The sequence below is a fragment of the Paraclostridium bifermentans genome (assembly GCF_964259345.1).
Lineage (GTDB): Bacteria > Bacillota > Clostridia > Peptostreptococcales > Peptostreptococcaceae > Paraclostridium > Paraclostridium bifermentans_B.
In genome coordinates this window covers 29,686-47,134 of record NZ_CAXVJR010000006.1, presented here as the reverse complement: position 1 = coordinate 47,134, position 17,449 = coordinate 29,686, and the positions used below count along the sequence as shown (strand labels likewise).

Genomic DNA, 17,449 nt, shown 5'->3' with positions numbered 1-17,449 from the left:
ACACCTCTCTTGTCTACGGTCTTTTAGTAATTACTTCATCTATTAAGCCATATTCCATAGCTTCTTCTGCACTCATGAAGTTATCACGTTCAGTATCCATTTTAATTTTTTCTATAGGCTGACCTGTTCTTTCAGCTAATATAGAGTTCAACTTATTTTTCATACTTACTATTCTTTTTGCATGTATTTCTATATCAGTAGCTTGCCCTCTAGTTCCTCCTAGTGGTTGATGTATCATAACCTCACTATTTGGAAGTGCAAATCTTTTTCCTTTTTCTCCTGCAGCTAATAAGAATGCTCCCATAGATGCAGCCATACCTATACATATAGTTGATACATCTGGTTTTATATATTGCATAGTATCATATATTGCCATTCCAGCAGTTATGCTTCCTCCTGGAGAGTTTATATATAAATGTATGTCCTTATCTGGATCTTCAGCTTCTAGAAATAATAACTGAGCTACTACAAGTCCTGCTGTAGCATCATTTACTTCATCTCCTAAAAATATAATTCTATCTTTTAGAAGTTTTGAATATATATCGTAAGATCTTTCTCCTCTTCCTGTTTGTTCTACTACTACAGGTACTAATGCCATGGATTATACCCCCTATCATAATTATCTATATATACAATATACAGTAGCTGTAACAGCTACTGTATGAAATATACTTAATAATGATTAAACTAATTTAGCACTATCAACTAATAAATCTATTGTTTTTCTTATTTTTAATTGACCTTTTATATCTTCTAAGTCAGTTGGCTTCATCATTGATTTTATTTTTTCAAGATCCATGTTGTACATTTCTGCCATTTTAGCAACCTCTGCATCAACATCTTCTTCTGAAACTTCTACGTTTTCTGCTTTAGCTATTGCTTCTAATATTAAAGAAGATTTAACTAATTTAGTAGCTTCTTCTCTCTTTTCATTTCTTAATTCTTCTATTGATCTTCCAGTCATTTGTAATAACTGCTCTAATTGTAATCCTTGGTATTGTAATTGGTAGTTAAGTTCCATTAACATATTGTCTATTTGAGTTTCAACCATTGCATTTGGAACTTCTAACTCAGTACCTTCAGATATTTTTTCAACTAAAGAATTTTTCATTTCAGCTTCTGCTCTATTTTTAGCTTCTTCTTCTACTTTAGTTCTTAAATCTTTCTTTAATTCATCTAATGTATTGAATTCTGTTGTATCAGCAGCAAACTCATCATTTAATTCTGGTAATTCTTTACGTTGTATATTCTTAACAGTAACTTTGAAAGTTGCTGGCTTTCCTGCTAAGTTTTCAGCATGGTATTCAGCTGGGAACTCAACGTTTACTTCTACTTCTTCACCTTTGTTTTTACCTGTTAATTGCTCTTCGAATCCTGGTATGAATGTGTTTGATCCTATAACTAAGCTATAGTCCTCTCCTTTTCCACCTTCAAATGCAACTCCATCTACAAATCCTTCGAAGTCTATTATAGCTGTATCTCCACTGTCTATAGCTCTACCTTCAACATCTACTAATCTAGAAGCTTTATTTCTCATATCATCTAATCTTACATTTACTTCTTCTTCACTTACAGTATAGTCAGGTTTTGCTATTTCTATACCTTTATACTCTCCAAGTTTAACTTCTGGTTTAACTTCTACGTTAACAACCATAACTAACCCATTGTCTTTGCTTATTTCTTCTATGTCTAAGTCTGGTCTATCTATTGGGTCTATGTTTAACTCATCTAAAGCTGTTGGGTATACTTCTGGGAATAACATATCTATAGCATCGTTATAGAATACTCCTTTTCCATATTGAGATTCTATTATTTGCTTAGGTGCTTTACCTTTTCTAAATCCTGGTATGTTAAACTTACCTTTGTTTTTGTTGTAAGCTTTTGTTACTGTACCTTCAAATTTATCATTATCAACTGTTATTTTAAAAGTAACTTTGTTACCTTCTTTCTTAAGTAATTCTGCTTTCATCATTCTAATCCTCCTATGATTATGTATTCTTTTATATATATAGTATACTAGTTTTCATTACTATAATTTTACTATTTTATTATAACACATTCTTTTTTTTATTTACAAGTGTTCCATTAATCTGAAGCAACTATCATAAATACCTATTTCATGGTATTTCTACCAAAATAGCCTCCTCTAACATTCTTTATTTCAGCTACTGCCACAAATGCTCGAGAATCATAGTCATTTATAGTTTTTTGGAAGTTTTGAAGGTGTTTTCTATCTAGTACAACTTGTAGTATATATCTTATTCCTTCACGTCCTTTACCCTCTATTACAGTTACTCCAAATCCATTTAATCTTAAATACTCTGCAAAATCATCTACATCTTCACCAGTAAATACTTGTGCAGTTATTAGACCTATTGCTAATTTTTCTTCTAAGCAAATTCCAACTACATTTCCTGTTGAAAATCCTAATGCATAAGATATAACTTTTATAGGATCTCCCATATCTCCTAATACCTTATCCATTGCGAATAGGTAAATCAATATCTCTAAAAAACCAATACAAAAAGCAAGTTTTTTCTTTCCTTTTACTACAAATATAGTTCTGATTGTCGCTAATGTAACATCTGAGCATTTAGCTACAAATATGAGTAAATACCCCAATATAAATTCCATTTACCTTATCCCCCCAAATTCATTATAACCTTACCTCTTCAACACTCACATTGTCATCACTTATCTCTAGTATAGCAAAACTTCTATAGTTTACTCCTCTTGGAAGTGATGTACTCCCAGGATTTATATAAATTATATTGTTCTTTTCTTTTATTAAAGGTGTATGCGTATGTCCAAATACGACAATATTTGCTCCTATAGATTCAGCCTTTTTTTCCAAGTCATAAAGTCCATATTTAACACCATATCTATCCCCATGACATATAAAAAACTTTTTATTTTCTACTTCAAATTCTAACTCTTCTTCCACATTTTCAAAATCACAATTTCCTCTTACTGCCATGATACCTACGTTAGTCATATTGTGAATATATTTAGAATCTACAAAATTATCTCCAGCATGTATAATCAAATCACACTCTTTCAAATAAGGTATTGCTTTGTCTATAAATCTATTCATTCTATGTGTATCACTTACTACCCCTATTTTCATTATTTCACTATCCTTTTATTAAATTCATCTTTCATAAGTTTTAATGAATTCGCTCTATGACTGATAGAATTTTTAACTGAACTAGGTAATTCTCCAAATGTTTTATTGTAATTATCTACTATAAACAGAGGGTCATATCCAAATCCATTATTTCCTTTTTCTTCAAAACCAATTGTCCCTTCACAAGTACCCCTTACAACAAACTCTTTTCCACTAGGGAATACTACTGCTATAGCTGAAACAAATCTTCCTGTTCTCTGACTCATAGGCACATTTTTCATAGCTTTTACAAGTTTTTCTCTATTTTGCTCATCAGTTGCATTTTCCCCTGCATATCTAGCTGAGTAAACTCCTGGTTTTTTACCAAGTGCATCAACTTCAAGCCCTGAATCATCTGCTATCGCAACCATATTTGTAGCTTTAGCAATAGTTCTAGCCTTTATTAACGCATTATGCTCAAATGTGTGTCCATCTTCTACTATTTCTATTCCGTCTAAATCTACATCTTTTAATGAATATATATCACAATTAAAATCTTCTAATATAGCTGATATTTCTTCTAATTTATGTGCATTATTTGTAGCTATAACAATCTCACTTGGTTCTTCTTCTCCTAAAACTTCACTAGCTATTTTTCCTAATGCTTTTCTTTGTGCTTTTATAAGCTCTTTATTTCCCTTTTCCCCAAGTTCAAGTAGTGCATTTAAATCTTTTCTACTAAATGGTGACTCTTCACCAGTTCCTTGAACTTCTACAAATTCACCCTTGTCAGTCATTATAACATTCATATCTACATGTGCATTAGAATCTTCCTCATAACATAAATCAAGTATGTGTTCACCATTTACTATACCTACACTTATAGCTGATACAAAGTTTCTTATAGGTAATGTTTTTATTTGTTTTTTCTCATATAAAGAGTATATAGCCTCAGCAACTGCAACAAATGCACCTGTTATAGAAGCCGTTCTTGTTCCACCATCAGCTTGAATTACATCACAGTCTACCCAAATAGTTCTTTCTCCTATTTTATTTAAATCTATTACAGATCTAATAGCTCTTCCTATTAATCTTTGTATCTCTTGTGTTCTTCCATCAACTTTCCCTCTTGAAGATTCCCTTATTTTTCTTTGGTGTGTTGATCTTGGTAACATAGAGTATTCTGCATTTATCCATCCAGTTCCACTATTTCTTAAAAATGGAGGAACCTTATCCTCTATAGATGCTGTACATATAACTTTAGTTTCTCCCATTTCTATCAGCACAGACCCTTCAGCGTATCTAGTGAAATTTCTAGTTATTTTAATAGGTCTTATTTCATCATTTTTTCTACCATCAATTCTTGTCATATATCTTACCTCACTTAAATTTCCATAAATTTTTTGATTATAAATTATCCGAACAAATTTTAATAATATTTACTATAATATCTTAGCACCATTTTAAAGTAATTAGTAGTAATTTATTAAGATATTTTTCGCACTATTTCTTACTTTATCTTCATTTCAACTTCATCCTTAGAGTTAAGTTCTAAAAGTTCTAAAAACTTAGCTTCATCGATTACTGTTATACCTAATTCATTAGCTTTCGTTAACTTTGACCCAGCTTCTTCTCCAGCTAGTACAAATGTTGTTGATTTACTTACGCTCGATGTTGCTTTTCCCCCTCTTTTTTCTATCATTTCTTTAGCATCATTTCTTTTTAATGTCGGTAATGTTCCTGTTAAAACAATTTTCATTCCTTCAAATATACTCTCTATATCTTCATTGTCTGAAGTTATAGAACTCATATTGACACCAGCTGATCTTAATTTATTAATTACTTCAATATTCTTTTCTTCTTTGAAAAACTGGACAACACTATTAGCCATAATTTCTCCAAACTCTTCTAAATTTATTAAATCATCTGAAGTTGTATTTATTATTTCATCTATATCACTAAAGCTTTTAGCTAATACTTTTGCTCCTTTTACCCCTATGTATTTAATCCCAAGTCCATTTATTAATCTATATAAATCATTTTCTTTTGATTTTTCTATTGCATTAATTAGATTCCCTGCTGATTTTTCTCCCATTCTCTCTAAATTAACTAAATCTTCTTTTTTAATATAATATAAATCAGCTATGTCCTTTATTATATTATTATCTAAAAGTAGGCTTACTATCGATTCTCCTAAACCTTCTATATTCATTGCATCCCTAGACGCAAAGTGTATTATTCCTCTTCTTATTTGAGCAGGACAACTCATATTTATACATTTTACAGCAGCTTCACCTTCTAATCTTACAGTTGGTTCAGAACATACTGGACACTTATCTGGTAACTTAAATTTCACTTCATTGCCTGTTCTTTCTTCTTTTACAACTTCTACGACTTGAGGTATTATATCACCAGCTTTTTGAACTAATACAGTATCTCCTATCATTATATCTTTTTCATTTATGTAGTCTTCATTATGTAAAGTAGCACGAGAAACTGTAGTTCCTGCTAATCTAACTGGTTCTAAAATTGCTGTAGGAGTTATAGTTCCTGTTCTACCTACCTCAACAATTATATCTAAAAGCTTGGTCTTTTTTTGCTCGGCAGGGAACTTATATGCTATAGCCCATCTAGGACTTTTTGCTGTATACCCCATCTCTTCTCTTTTTTCTAAGTCATTAACTTTTATAACCATACCATCTATTTCAAATGAAAGGTCTGATCTATTTTTAGTCCAGTATTCAATATGATCTATAACCTCATCTATGCTTAAGCATACTTTATAATTAGGACTTACTTTAAATCCTAATCCATTTAAATACTCCAGTGATTCACTATGAGTCTTAAACTTAGTATCTTGTGTGTACTCTAAGTTAAATATAAATATATCTAATGGTCTTTTAGCTGTTAATTTAGAGTCTAATTGTCTTAAAGTTCCTGCAGCTAAGTTTCTTGGGTTTGCAAATAGTTGAAGTCCATTTTCTTCTTGTTGTTTATTTATCTTTTCAAAATTATCTTTAGAGATGTAAACCTCTCCTCTAACAACAACTTCTTCATTATCATTTATTCTTAACGGAATGGTTTTTACTGTTTTTAAATTTTGAGTAATATCTTCTCCTATAACTCCGTTTCCTCTAGTTGCACCTGTAGTAAAAATCCCATCATTATATGTTAATCCTACTGATAGCCCATCTATTTTAAACTCCACCACATACTCTACACTATTTCCTATAGATTCTTTTACTCTTTTATCAAAATCTTTTAAATCTTGTGCTGAGTATGCATTAGATAAACTAAGCATTGGAATTTTATGTGTTACTTGCTTAAATTTATCAAGAGGTTTTCCCCCTACTCTACTACTAGGTGAATCTACTCTTTTAAATTCTGGATTTTCTTCTTCTAGTTTAATTAGCTCTTTCATCAAACTATCATATTCAAAGTCTGATATTTCTGGAGAATCTTCATTATAGTACTTATCACTATGATAGTTTATTAAATCTATCAATTCATCTATTCTATTTTTTACATTCATATATATCACCTCTTATAAAAGTCAAAAGTATTGCTTGTATATTTGCCTATTTTAGAATTAATTATATCTTAGTATACCATAATTTGCTTTTTATAATTATAGCTTAACATTTTGTCTAATATCCTTTTTCAACCTCAATAATATTTTTAAGCTTTTCATTATTTATATATCTTTTTAAATTTTCATATATAGTTTTGAATGTTCTTTCTCTATTTTTATCTGATATCCATGAGTTATGTGGAGTTATTGTTACATTATCAAATTTCCACAAAGGGCTTTCTTTATCTAAAGGCTCTTTATTAAATACATCTAGGCATACTCCTTTAAACTTATCTATATTATCTATTAAATCTTCTTCATTTATTATATTACCCCTACCAACATTTATAAGAACCGATTTTTCTTTCATTTTTTTTATTTTATACCTATCTATCATTCCAATAGTTTCTTTTGTTGATGGAACGGTAATGACTACTACATCACATATTTCTAACATTTTATCAATTGATGCAGTTGAGAAACACTGCTTGAATCCTTCAATACTTCTTCCATCTGTATTAACTCCATAAATCTCAACTCCAAATGTAGTTAATCTATTTGCTGCATTTTGTGCTATAGTACCAGTTCCTATAAATCCTATCTTTTTATTAGTTAACTCTTCTAATTCTATATCTAACTTCCAGTATGATCTTCCTTGTTGCTCATACATTTTTTTAGAGTTTTTATATACATTTAAAATGTACATCACTATGTACTCAGCCATTGGAATACTATAATTTCCTTTATTATTACAAATCTTTATATTGTTTTTTATAATTTCACTTTTGGGAATTTGATCTATTCCTACACTACTTAACTGAATATATTTTAAATTTTTTAATTTAGATATATCTAGACTTTTAAACGGATTATACCCTACTAACACTTCTATATCTTTTATATTATCATTTACAATAGCCTTTGATTCTTTCATGTATATAACTTCATACCCTAAATCTGTTATTTGTTTTATTTCAGCATCACTGTATTTATTTGTAACTAGTAATTTCATATTTATCCCTCCCAATTTTTATAGTTATATTATATTTTATTTATAAAAATAAAAGTCCTTTAATTATAATATTATAATTAAAGGACTTTAATCTATTTAATATAAATACACTTATCAGATTTTGCTTAACTGAGGTGCTGTTGTGTATTTATCTACTTTTATGTTATCCAAATATTTATTTTTTATAAGTTTATATATTTAAAATTTGTTAACAATATTAAATATGTAAATTTAAATTATACAGGGGTGATTGTATGTTAAAATTGCATCATGATAGTACATTAAATCATTATATAAATAAATATAACATTAATAGTATTTTTGATTCTTCCTCAATAAAAAAACTTGAGCTTCATTGTTTTAATAAAAATGAATTTATAGCTTTAAAGTCAACTTTCCCTAACTATTTATATTTTTTAGTGGAAGGTAGCGCTATAAAATATATAAATTCTATATCTTCACCTGAAGATACTTATAAAGACTTTTCTATACTAGGTTCCATAGAAATATTTAACGAATCTAGCTTGAGTTATGATATAAAAGCTCTTAGCGATTGTATTTGTATAGGATTCCCTAGTTATATACTACTAGATAGCAATTTCAATGATTTAATCTTTTTAAAGTTTTTTTGCAAATTTTTCAGTAACAAATTAAGTCCTAGTAATTTAAACTTTTTAACAAAAGAAAAAGATGCCATCTAGCATCTTTAATAAAAGGGAATAGATAGTTTTAAAGTCTATCTATAATAGAGTTATGTTTTGTACATAAATTAAACAAAAAAACCATGAAGGTCTATAAACCTTCATGGTTTTTTTATCACTTATACTTTACACTTTAATAGTAGCAGACTCATCATTTATTCGCAACTATAAGTTTTACTTTTTTATTAACTTTGCAACACATTCTACGTGCATAGTGTGAGGGAACATATCTACAGGTTGAATTTCCTTACATACATATCCTTTTTCATCTAAATAAGCTAAGTCTCTTGCTAATGTAGAAGGATTACATGATACATATACTACTTTATCCGGCTCCATTGAAACTATAGTATCAAGTACAGATTCTTCACACCCTTTTCTAGGAGGATCTACAACTACTACATTTGCAGTTTTTCCTTCTTTATATAACTTAGGCACTACCTCTTCTGCTTTACCTACATAAAACTCCGTATTTTCTAAGTTATTTAGTTTTGCATTTATATTAGCATCTTTTATAGCATCTCCTACAATTTCTACACCATAAACTTTTTTAGCTTTTTGTGCTAAAAATAAAGATATAGTTCCTATTCCACAATATATATCAAATACCGTATCATTCTCTTTTAACTCTGCATATTCTAATGCTTTATTGTATAAAACTTCTGTTTGTAAAGGATTTACTTGGAAAAATGATAATGGAGATATCTCAAATACCAAATCTCCTATATAGTCGTTTATTTTTCCATTTCCATATATAACTTTATTTTCTTTTCCTAATATAACATTTGTCTTTTCTCTATTAGTATTTACAACTAGTGTCTTGAACCCTGGAACATTTTCTTTTAATACAGATGCTAGTTCATTTAAGTATGGTAGTTTTTTTCCGTTCGCAACTAATATGACCATAACTTCTTTAGTTTTAAATCCAACTTTAGTAACTAAATGTCTTAGTACACCTGTATGAGTTTTTTCATCATATAAACTTACGTTATATGCTTTTATATATGTTTTTATTATTTTTATTATTTTATCATTTACATCATGTTGAATTATACAAGTATCTGTTGGTATAACATCATGACTTTTCTTTTTATAGAATCCTATAACTGTTTTACCATTAGCTTTTTGTATTGGGAATTGAGCTTTATTTCTATATCTAAAAGGATTTTCCATACCTAATGTGGGGTGAATTAAAACATTATCTAGCTTACCTATTCTAATTATTGTTTGCTTTACTTCATTTGTTTTTATTTCTAATTGTTTTTCATAATCTAATTCTTGTATTTGACATCCTCCACAATTAGCTAGGTGTTCTGAGCATTCTCTTTTTACTCTAAATGGTGATTTTTCGATTATTTCTACAATATCAGCAACTGCATAATTTTTTTTTGATTTGTTTATTTTTACTTTTAATTTATCTCCTATTAATCCGCCATCTACGAATACAGTAAATCCATCATATTTACCAATTCCTACTCCACCTTGCCCTATATCAACAATGTCTACTATATACTCTCTGTCTTTTAATAACATAGGCTTTTCCTCCGAACATAATAATTAACTACAAAAACTTATTTTATCAAAAAAATAGGAGCTTATAAAGCCCCTATCTTAAATATAGCGTCATTTTTTCAATTTTTTATTATAATACTCTAGTTGATCCTCTGTATATAACACCTCTTGCAGCATCAACAGTTATAATATCTCCGTCTTTTACTAACTCTGTTATATTCTTAGCTGAAACAACTACTGGTTTATCTAAATTTATACCAACTATAGCAGCATGGCATGTCATTCCACCATCTTCTGTAACTATAGCTGAACATTTTTCTATATATGCATTCATATCAGCATCCGTCATATGACTTATTATTATATCTCCTTCTTCAAAGTCTAAAACTTCTGCTGGATTTTTAACTATTCTAACTCTACCTTCTGCAGTCTTGTTACCTACACCTATACCATTAGTTATTTCTTCGCTTATAACATGTACTTTTATTAAGTTAGTAGTTCCACTTACTCCTACTGGTACTCCAGCTGTTATAACAACTAATTCTCCATTTTCTAAATATGAAGCTTTTTTAGCTGCATCTATAGAATTTTCTACAACTTCATCTGTGTTAGTTGCTTCCTCTGCTATTATAGGATATACTCCCCAAGTTAAAGCTAATCTTCTCATAACTTTATCATCATTTGTAGCTGCTATTATAGGACATGCTGGTCTAAATTTAGATACCATTCTAGCTGTATGTCCTGAAGATGTTGATGTTATTATAGCTGAAGCATTTAAATCTATAGCTGTAGTACAAGTTGCATGACTTATTGCATCTGTAACATTAACTCCGTTAAGTTTTTTGTTCTTTAATAAATCATTGTAATTTAATGTTTCTTCTGTTCTCTTAGCTATTGTAGCCATAGTCTTAACTGCTTCTACAGGGTATTTACCTGCTGCTGTTTCTCCTGATAACATTATTGCATCAGTTCCATCATATATAGCATTTGCAACATCTGTAACTTCTGCTCTTGTAGGTCTAGGATTTCTTATCATAGAATCTAACATTTGTGTAGCTGTTACAACAGGTTTTCCTAGTTCATTACATTTTCTTATCATCATTTTTTGAGCTATAGGAATTTCCTCTGTTGGTATTTCAACTCCTAAGTCTCCTCTAGCAACCATTATACCATCAGAAACTTTTAATATTTCATCTATATTATCTACACCTTCTTGGTTCTCTATTTTAGATATTATTTGTATATCTGTAGCATTATTTCTCTCTAGAACTTCTCTTATTGCTAAAACATCTGATGCTTTTCTAACGAAAGAAGCTGCTATGTAATCTATGCCTTGAGATATACCAAATTCTATATCACTTATATCTTTATCTGTTAATGCTGGTAAGTTTATTTTTACACCTGGTACATTAACTCCTTTATGATTTTTAACTATACCTGAGTTTTCAACAACACAGTGTATATCATCTCCACTTATATCTTCAACTCTAAGTCCAACTAATCCATCATCTATTAATATAGTATCTCCAGGCTCTACATCTGATGCAAGTCCCTTATAGCTTACTGTACATATTTCTTTAGTCCCCATAACATCTTTCATTGTTATAGTAAACTTTTGTCCTTCTTCTAATAAAACCTCTGGTTCATCAAAGTTTCCAGTTCTTATTTCTGGACCTTTAGTATCTAATAATATAGCTACTGGTTTATTTAATTTTTCTCTAACTTTTTTAGCCATATCGAATCTTTCTTTATGCTCTTCATGAGAACCATGTGAGAAGTTAAATCTACAAACATTTAACCCATTTTCTACAAGTTGAGTTAAAACTTCCTCACTTTGTGATGCAGGTCCTAGTGTACAAACTATTTTAGTCTTTTTTATCCCTTTTAACATGTTAGATCCTCCTAAATTTATATAGATAATATTTTTACCATTTCATATGTTTCTTCATCAAATTTTCTTTCCATTGCTAATGCTTCATGTATATCCATATCTATTATTTTATTATCTTTTGTCCCTATTACTCTAGCTGATTTTCCATCTAATAGTAATTCTACAGCGCGTACTCCCATTTTACTTGCAAGAATTCTATCAAATGCACTTGGGCTTCCACCTCTTTGTACATGACCTAATACTGTTATTCTTAAATCAGCACCTGTATGTTCTACTATCTTATCACCTAGTTCTTTAGCATTTCCTACACCTTCTGCTAAAACTATTATACTATGTCTTTTTCCTCTTTTTTGAGTAGTTTTTAATCTCTTACATACATCTTCAACTTTGAAGTCAACTTCAGGTACTATAACGGTTTCAGCTCCACCAGCAAGACCTGCATATAAAGCTAAGTCTCCACAGTGTCTTCCCATTACCTCAACAATGTTAACCCTTTCATGAGACGAAGATGTATCTCTTATTTTACCTATAGCATCTATTATTGTATTCATTGTTGTATCAAATCCTATAGTGTAGTCTGTATATGGTAAATCGTTATCTATAGTTCCAGGTATTCCTATTGCTGGGAATCCTAGTTCACTTAGTTTTTGAGCTCCATGGAAAGATCCATCTCCTCCAATAACTACTAAACACTCTATTCCATATTTTTTTAGTACTTCTACACCTATAGCACGTCCTTCTTCTGTTTTGAACTCTTCACATCTAGATGACTTTAATACTGTACCACCTCTATGTATTATATCTCCAACTGAAGATAAATTCATTTCTTGAATATCTTCTTCTATTAATCCTTTGTATCCTCTATTTATTCCATAAACTTTGCATCCATAGTATATTGCAGATCTAACAACAGCTCTTATAGCTGCATTCATACCAGGTGCGTCTCCTCCACTAGTTAATATTCCTATAGTTTTCATTATAATTACCTCCTAGTTGATTAATATATTTTCATCAAATACAGGGACTTTTATCGTCCCTATATTATTTTTTCATCCCAGTAAGATTAAAAAAATTCAATAGAAGCGAAACTATCTATTTTTTGTTATTATAACATAGTTCCGCTATCTTTTTATATAATAAAATTTTAAATAAGCTTAAATTTTTATTTTTATACTTGTTTTTGGTAAAATATTTTCCAACTCTTTAATTAAATTTTCATTTATATTAACCTTTATATGATTCCATTTATACATTTGTTTTATGTTTTCTGCATAAATGTATATATCATTGTCTCCTTGATATTTTGTTGCTACAGATATAAGATCATTCACTAAGTCTTTATCTTCTATAGATTTTACTTTTAAATATAAAGTAGGTTTTTCATCATTCATGTCTCTTATTTCTCTAGCTATAAGTTTTGCATTTTCATCTTCTTTTATACTTAATCTTCCTTCTATATATAGAATTTTATCTTCTTGTATTACAGTATTGTACTTTTGAAGAATTTGAGGGAATACAATAACCTCGATAACTCCATATAAATCTTCTAGTTCAATTATCGCCATAAGGTCATTTCTCTTTGTAGTTCTTATAGTTTTATTAACTACTATTCCACCCATTGTTACTTCTTTTTCATTTAAATTTAGATAATTAACATAATCTTCTTTTATATCATTTATGTCTGCATTATTGATAGTTGTATTTTTCTTTAGTTTTTCTTTATACTGAGACAATGGATGCCCACTTACATAAAGACCTAAAACTTCCTTTTCTAAATATAATCTTTCTTTTTCTTCCAACTCTTTTACTTTCGGCAAAGTATACATATTCTGTATATCATTACTTAAATTTTCATCCATAGAAAATGCATCAAATAACGATACTTGTCCTGCTAAATTTTTCTTTCTATCCATAGATATACTTTCTAAAAGTTTCTCATATCCTAATAGCAAGCTAGCTCTATTGTCACCCATCTCATCAAATGCTCCACATTTTATAAGGCTTTCAATTATACGTTTATTAGAATCCTTTGAGTCTAATCTTTTACAAAACTCATTAAAATCTTTGAATTCGCCTCCAGATTCTCTTTCTGCAATAATATTATTTAATACATTAATACCAACATTCTTTACTGCCGCTAACCCAAATCTTATACTGTTATTTTCAACAGAAAACTTTGGATAACTTTTATTTATATCTGGTTTTAATACATCTATTTTAAGGTTGTTACACTCTCTTATATACTCTACAACTTTATCAGTATTTCCCATTACACTTGTTATTAATGCTGCCATAAACTCTACTGGGTAATGTGCTTTTAAATATGCTGTTTCATACGATAATACCCCATATGCCGCCGCATGAGATTTATTAAATGCGTATTTTGCAAAGTCTATCATATCATCAAATATTTTATTCCCTATATCTTCTGGAACTCCATTTCGTACGCATCCTCTTATTTCAGTTTCTCCATTTTCATCTAATTTACCATGTATAAAGTACTGTCTTTCTTCTTCCATTACATCCATCTTTTTCTTACCCATAGCTCTTCTAACTAAGTCACTACGCCCATAACTATATCCACCTAAATCTCTAACAACCTGCATAACTTGCTCTTGATATACTAGACATCCATAAGTTACATCCATTATTGGTCTTAGTTTTTCATGTAAATATGTTACTTCTTCTGGATTATTTTTATTATTTATATAACTAGGTATAGAGTCCATAGGTCCTGGTCTATAAAGTGATATTCCTGCCACTATATCCTCAAAATTATCTGGTTTTAATTGCTTCATGAAACTTCTCATACCAGCACTTTCTAGTTGGAATACTCCTAGTGTATTTCCTGAAGAAAGTAATTCATAAACCTTAGGATCATCATATTCCATATTGGAGAAATTAATTTTAACACCATGGTTTTTTTCTATTAAATCAAGAGCATCTCTTATTACCGTTAAAGTCCTAAGACCTAAAAAGTCCATTTTTAACAGACCAAGTTCTTCTAATGTAGTCATAGTAAATTGAGTGGTTATTGCATCTTGATGTTTATATAATGGTACATACTCATCTATTGGCTTTTTCGATATAACAACCCCTGCTGCATGTGTAGATGCATGCCTTAACATACCTTCTATCTTTCTTGAAACATCTATTACCTCTCTAGTTTCACTATCTTCCTCATATAAATTCCTTAAATTTGGATTAGTATCTAAAGCTTTATCTATTGTCATACCTAATGCAAAAGGTATTTCTTTTGCTATTTTATCAACTTTGTTATATCCAATGTCTAGAACTCTACCAACATCTCTTATTGCTGCTTTAGCTCCCATTGTTCCAAAAGTTATTATTTGTGCAACATGATCTTCTCCATATTTACGTTTTACGTAATCAATAACTTCTTCTCTTCTCTCATAACAAAAATCTATATCTATATCGGGCATAGATACACGTTCTGGATTTAAAAATCTTTCAAATAATAAAGAATATTTTATAGGGTCTATATCTGTAATATATAATGTATATGATACGATTGATCCTGCAGCACTTCCTCTACCAGGACCTACCATTATATTATTTTCTCTTGCAAAATTTATAAAATCCCATGTTATAAGGAAGTATTCTACATACCCCATTTTCTCAATTACACTTAGTTCATATTCTAATCGCTCTGTTATTTCTTTTGTTGGAGTATTATATCTTTCTTCTAGTCCTTTAAAGCATAACATTCTAAGATACTCTCTTGCTGTATAACCTTCTGGAACATCATATTGAGGCAAATGTATTGTATTAAAATCAAATTCAACATTACATCTTTCTGCAATTTTAACTGTGTTATCTAAAGCTTCTTGTACGTCTGGAAAAATTAGTTCCATCTCTTCTCTAGATTTTAAATAAAACTCATCACTTCCAAATCTCATTCTAGTTGGATCATCAACAGTTTTCCCCATTTGAATACACATTAAAATATCATGTATCTTCGAATCTTCTTTTCTAACATAATGAATATCATTAGTAGCAACTAACCCTACATCTATTTCTTTTGATAATTTTATTAGTTCAGCATTTACTTCTTTTTGTTCCGGTAAATTATGATCTTGGATTTCTATATAGTAATTTTCTTGTCCAAAAATTTCTTTGTATTTTAAAGCTATAGATTTAGCCTTATCATAATTTCTATTCATTAGAGCTTGCGATACATCTCCTGCTAAACAAGCTGATAATGCAATAATTCCCTCACTATGTTTTTTTAATTCTTCTATATCAACTCTAGGTTTATAATAAAACCCTTGTACATATGCCTTTGATACTAACTTTATAAGGTTTTGATACCCTTCCATATTTTTTGCTAGAAGTACTAAATGTCCTTGAGATTTATCATAATTAGGATCTTTATCTGTCATGCTTCTTGGTGCCGTATATACTTCACATCCAATTATAGGTTTTATCCCCTCTGCTTTTGCTATTTTGAAAAAATCTATCGCTCCGAACATACATCCATGGTCAGTTATAGCAACAGCACTCATATTTAATTCTTTAGCTCTACTTACTAAGTTTTTTATCCTAGAAAATCCATCTAGTAAACTATATTCTGTATGAACATGTAAATGAACAAAATCTTTGCTCAAAGACCTCACCTCCTACTTATAAAAATAATTTTACCACAATAAATAGTTCTTAATCAAAAAAGAGGCTTAATGCCTCTTATTCATACTTCGCCCTTAAATCTTGTGCTATGTGTTCTATTTTTCTTAATCTATGATTTACTGCTGACTTGCTTAACTCAGGAGTTGCCATCTCTCCTAATTCTTTTAAAGTTAAGTCCTCATTTTCAATTCTTAGAAATGCTATTTCTCTTAGATTATCTGGTAAGTAACTTAAACCTACTTTTTCTTCAATGTATTTAATATTCTCTATTTGTCTAACTGCTGCATTAACAGTTTTAGATAAATTGGCAGTTTCACAATTAACTATCCTGTTAACATTATTTCTCATTTCTTTAACTATTTTTGTACTTTCAAGGCTTAATAGAGCTTGGTGTGCTCCTATTATATTTAATAAATCTGATATTTGTTCACTTTCTTTTAAGTAAACTACATAGTTACTTTTTCTAGATACTGTTTTAGAGTTAAATCCTAATGAATTTATAAGATTTTTTAAAGATTCTGCAAATTCTTCATTATTAGTTACAAATTCTAAGTGATAATTTTTTTCTGGGTCACTAATAGACCCTCCACCTAAAAATGCACCTCTTATAAATGCTCTAACACACTCATTATCTTTAATAAGATTTTCAGGAACTTTATTCATTGTAAAGAATCCTTCTCCTTGCGATAATATTCCTAATTCTCTCAATAGGTTTTCAGCACCCATATCACTAGTTACCATAAGTACATAACTATTATTTCTCTTTAGCATTTGGTTTTTATTTACTGAAATCTCTGTATTAATTCCAAAATTACTTTTTAGTAATTTAAAAACTTTTCTTGCAGTTGAATTAAGTTCTGTACTTATTTTTAAATTTAGTTTTCTATATCCAGCAATTTGTATACTACCTGCCAATCTAACTATTGCAGCTAACTCACTTATGTTACAACATTTATCTTTTGAAAAAACTCTAGCTAACTCATTTTTTGTTTCCGCTGAAAAAGACATC

The 17,449-nt window shown here is 29.5% G+C and carries 13 protein-coding genes; 1 reads left to right on the top strand and 12 read right to left on the bottom strand.

Annotation, left to right across the window (positions count from 1 at the left end; all coding sequences use genetic code 11):
- Nucleotides 1–13: 13 nt before the first annotated feature.
- From clpP to ACEXNK_RS12595, 7 genes are all read right to left on the bottom strand, one after another.
- Nucleotides 14–598, bottom strand: a complete 585-nt coding sequence (gene clpP, locus ACEXNK_RS12625; protein WP_373598903.1) for an ATP-dependent Clp endopeptidase proteolytic subunit ClpP — start codon at nucleotides 596–598, stop codon at nucleotides 14–16.
- Nucleotides 599–682: 84 nt separating this feature from the next.
- Nucleotides 683–1,969 (bottom strand): trigger factor, encoded by a 1,287-nt coding sequence (gene tig / locus ACEXNK_RS12620; protein ID WP_373599079.1) that lies wholly within the window; start codon nucleotides 1,967–1,969, stop codon nucleotides 683–685.
- A 143-nt stretch (nucleotides 1,970–2,112) separates the two neighbouring features.
- Entirely contained in the window at nucleotides 2,113–2,634 is a 522-nt protein-coding gene (locus tag ACEXNK_RS12615) for a DUF2179 domain-containing protein (protein WP_373598902.1), read from the bottom strand.
- Nucleotides 2,635–2,656: 22 nt separating this feature from the next.
- Nucleotides 2,657–3,127, bottom strand: a complete 471-nt coding sequence (locus ACEXNK_RS12610; RefSeq protein ID WP_373598901.1) for a YfcE family phosphodiesterase — start codon at nucleotides 3,125–3,127, stop codon at nucleotides 2,657–2,659.
- Nucleotides 3,127–4,476 carry a ribonuclease PH gene (gene rph / locus ACEXNK_RS12605; protein WP_373598900.1) on the bottom strand — a complete coding sequence of 450 codons (1,350 nt, stop codon included), beginning with the start codon at nucleotides 4,474–4,476 and terminating at the stop codon, nucleotides 3,127–3,129. Before rph ends, ACEXNK_RS12610 begins: the two co-directional genes overlap by 1 nt.
- A 140-nt stretch (nucleotides 4,477–4,616) precedes the next feature.
- Nucleotides 4,617–6,638 (bottom strand): NAD-dependent DNA ligase LigA, encoded by a 2,022-nt coding sequence (gene ligA / locus ACEXNK_RS12600; RefSeq protein ID WP_373598899.1) that lies wholly within the window; start codon nucleotides 6,636–6,638, stop codon nucleotides 4,617–4,619.
- Between the two features lie 115 nt (nucleotides 6,639–6,753).
- Nucleotides 6,754–7,689 (bottom strand): phosphoglycerate dehydrogenase, encoded by a 936-nt coding sequence (locus ACEXNK_RS12595; protein WP_373598898.1) that lies wholly within the window; start codon nucleotides 7,687–7,689, stop codon nucleotides 6,754–6,756.
- A gap of 254 nt (nucleotides 7,690–7,943) precedes the next feature.
- On the opposite strand from ACEXNK_RS12595, the gene ACEXNK_RS12590 reads away from it, so the two are divergent.
- Entirely contained in the window at nucleotides 7,944–8,390 is a 447-nt protein-coding gene (locus ACEXNK_RS12590) for a hypothetical protein (protein WP_373598897.1), read from the top strand.
- A gap of 174 nt (nucleotides 8,391–8,564) precedes the next feature.
- Here ACEXNK_RS12590 and rlmD read toward each other — a convergent pair whose 3' ends face one another.
- From rlmD to whiA, 5 genes are all read right to left on the bottom strand, one after another.
- Nucleotides 8,565–9,923 carry a 23S rRNA (uracil(1939)-C(5))-methyltransferase RlmD gene (rlmD, locus tag ACEXNK_RS12585; protein ID WP_373598896.1) on the bottom strand — a complete coding sequence of 453 codons (1,359 nt, stop codon included), beginning with the start codon at nucleotides 9,921–9,923 and terminating at the stop codon, nucleotides 8,565–8,567.
- 109 nt (nucleotides 9,924–10,032) lie between these two features.
- On the bottom strand, nucleotides 10,033–11,793 hold the full coding sequence (gene pyk / locus ACEXNK_RS12580; RefSeq protein WP_373598895.1) for a pyruvate kinase: 1,761 nt from the start codon (nucleotides 11,791–11,793) through the stop codon (nucleotides 10,033–10,035).
- Nucleotides 11,794–11,810: 17 nt separating this feature from the next.
- Nucleotides 11,811–12,770 (bottom strand): 6-phosphofructokinase, encoded by a 960-nt coding sequence (pfkA, locus tag ACEXNK_RS12575; RefSeq protein ID WP_373598894.1) that lies wholly within the window; start codon nucleotides 12,768–12,770, stop codon nucleotides 11,811–11,813.
- 177 nt (nucleotides 12,771–12,947) lie between these two features.
- Nucleotides 12,948–16,421 (bottom strand): DNA polymerase III subunit alpha, encoded by a 3,474-nt coding sequence (locus ACEXNK_RS12570; RefSeq protein ID WP_373598893.1) that lies wholly within the window; start codon nucleotides 16,419–16,421, stop codon nucleotides 12,948–12,950.
- Nucleotides 16,422–16,497: 76 nt separating this feature from the next.
- Nucleotides 16,498–17,448 carry a DNA-binding protein WhiA gene (gene whiA, locus ACEXNK_RS12565; protein WP_373598892.1) on the bottom strand — a complete coding sequence of 317 codons (951 nt, stop codon included), beginning with the start codon at nucleotides 17,446–17,448 and terminating at the stop codon, nucleotides 16,498–16,500.
- Nucleotide 17,449 lies beyond the last annotated feature (1 nt).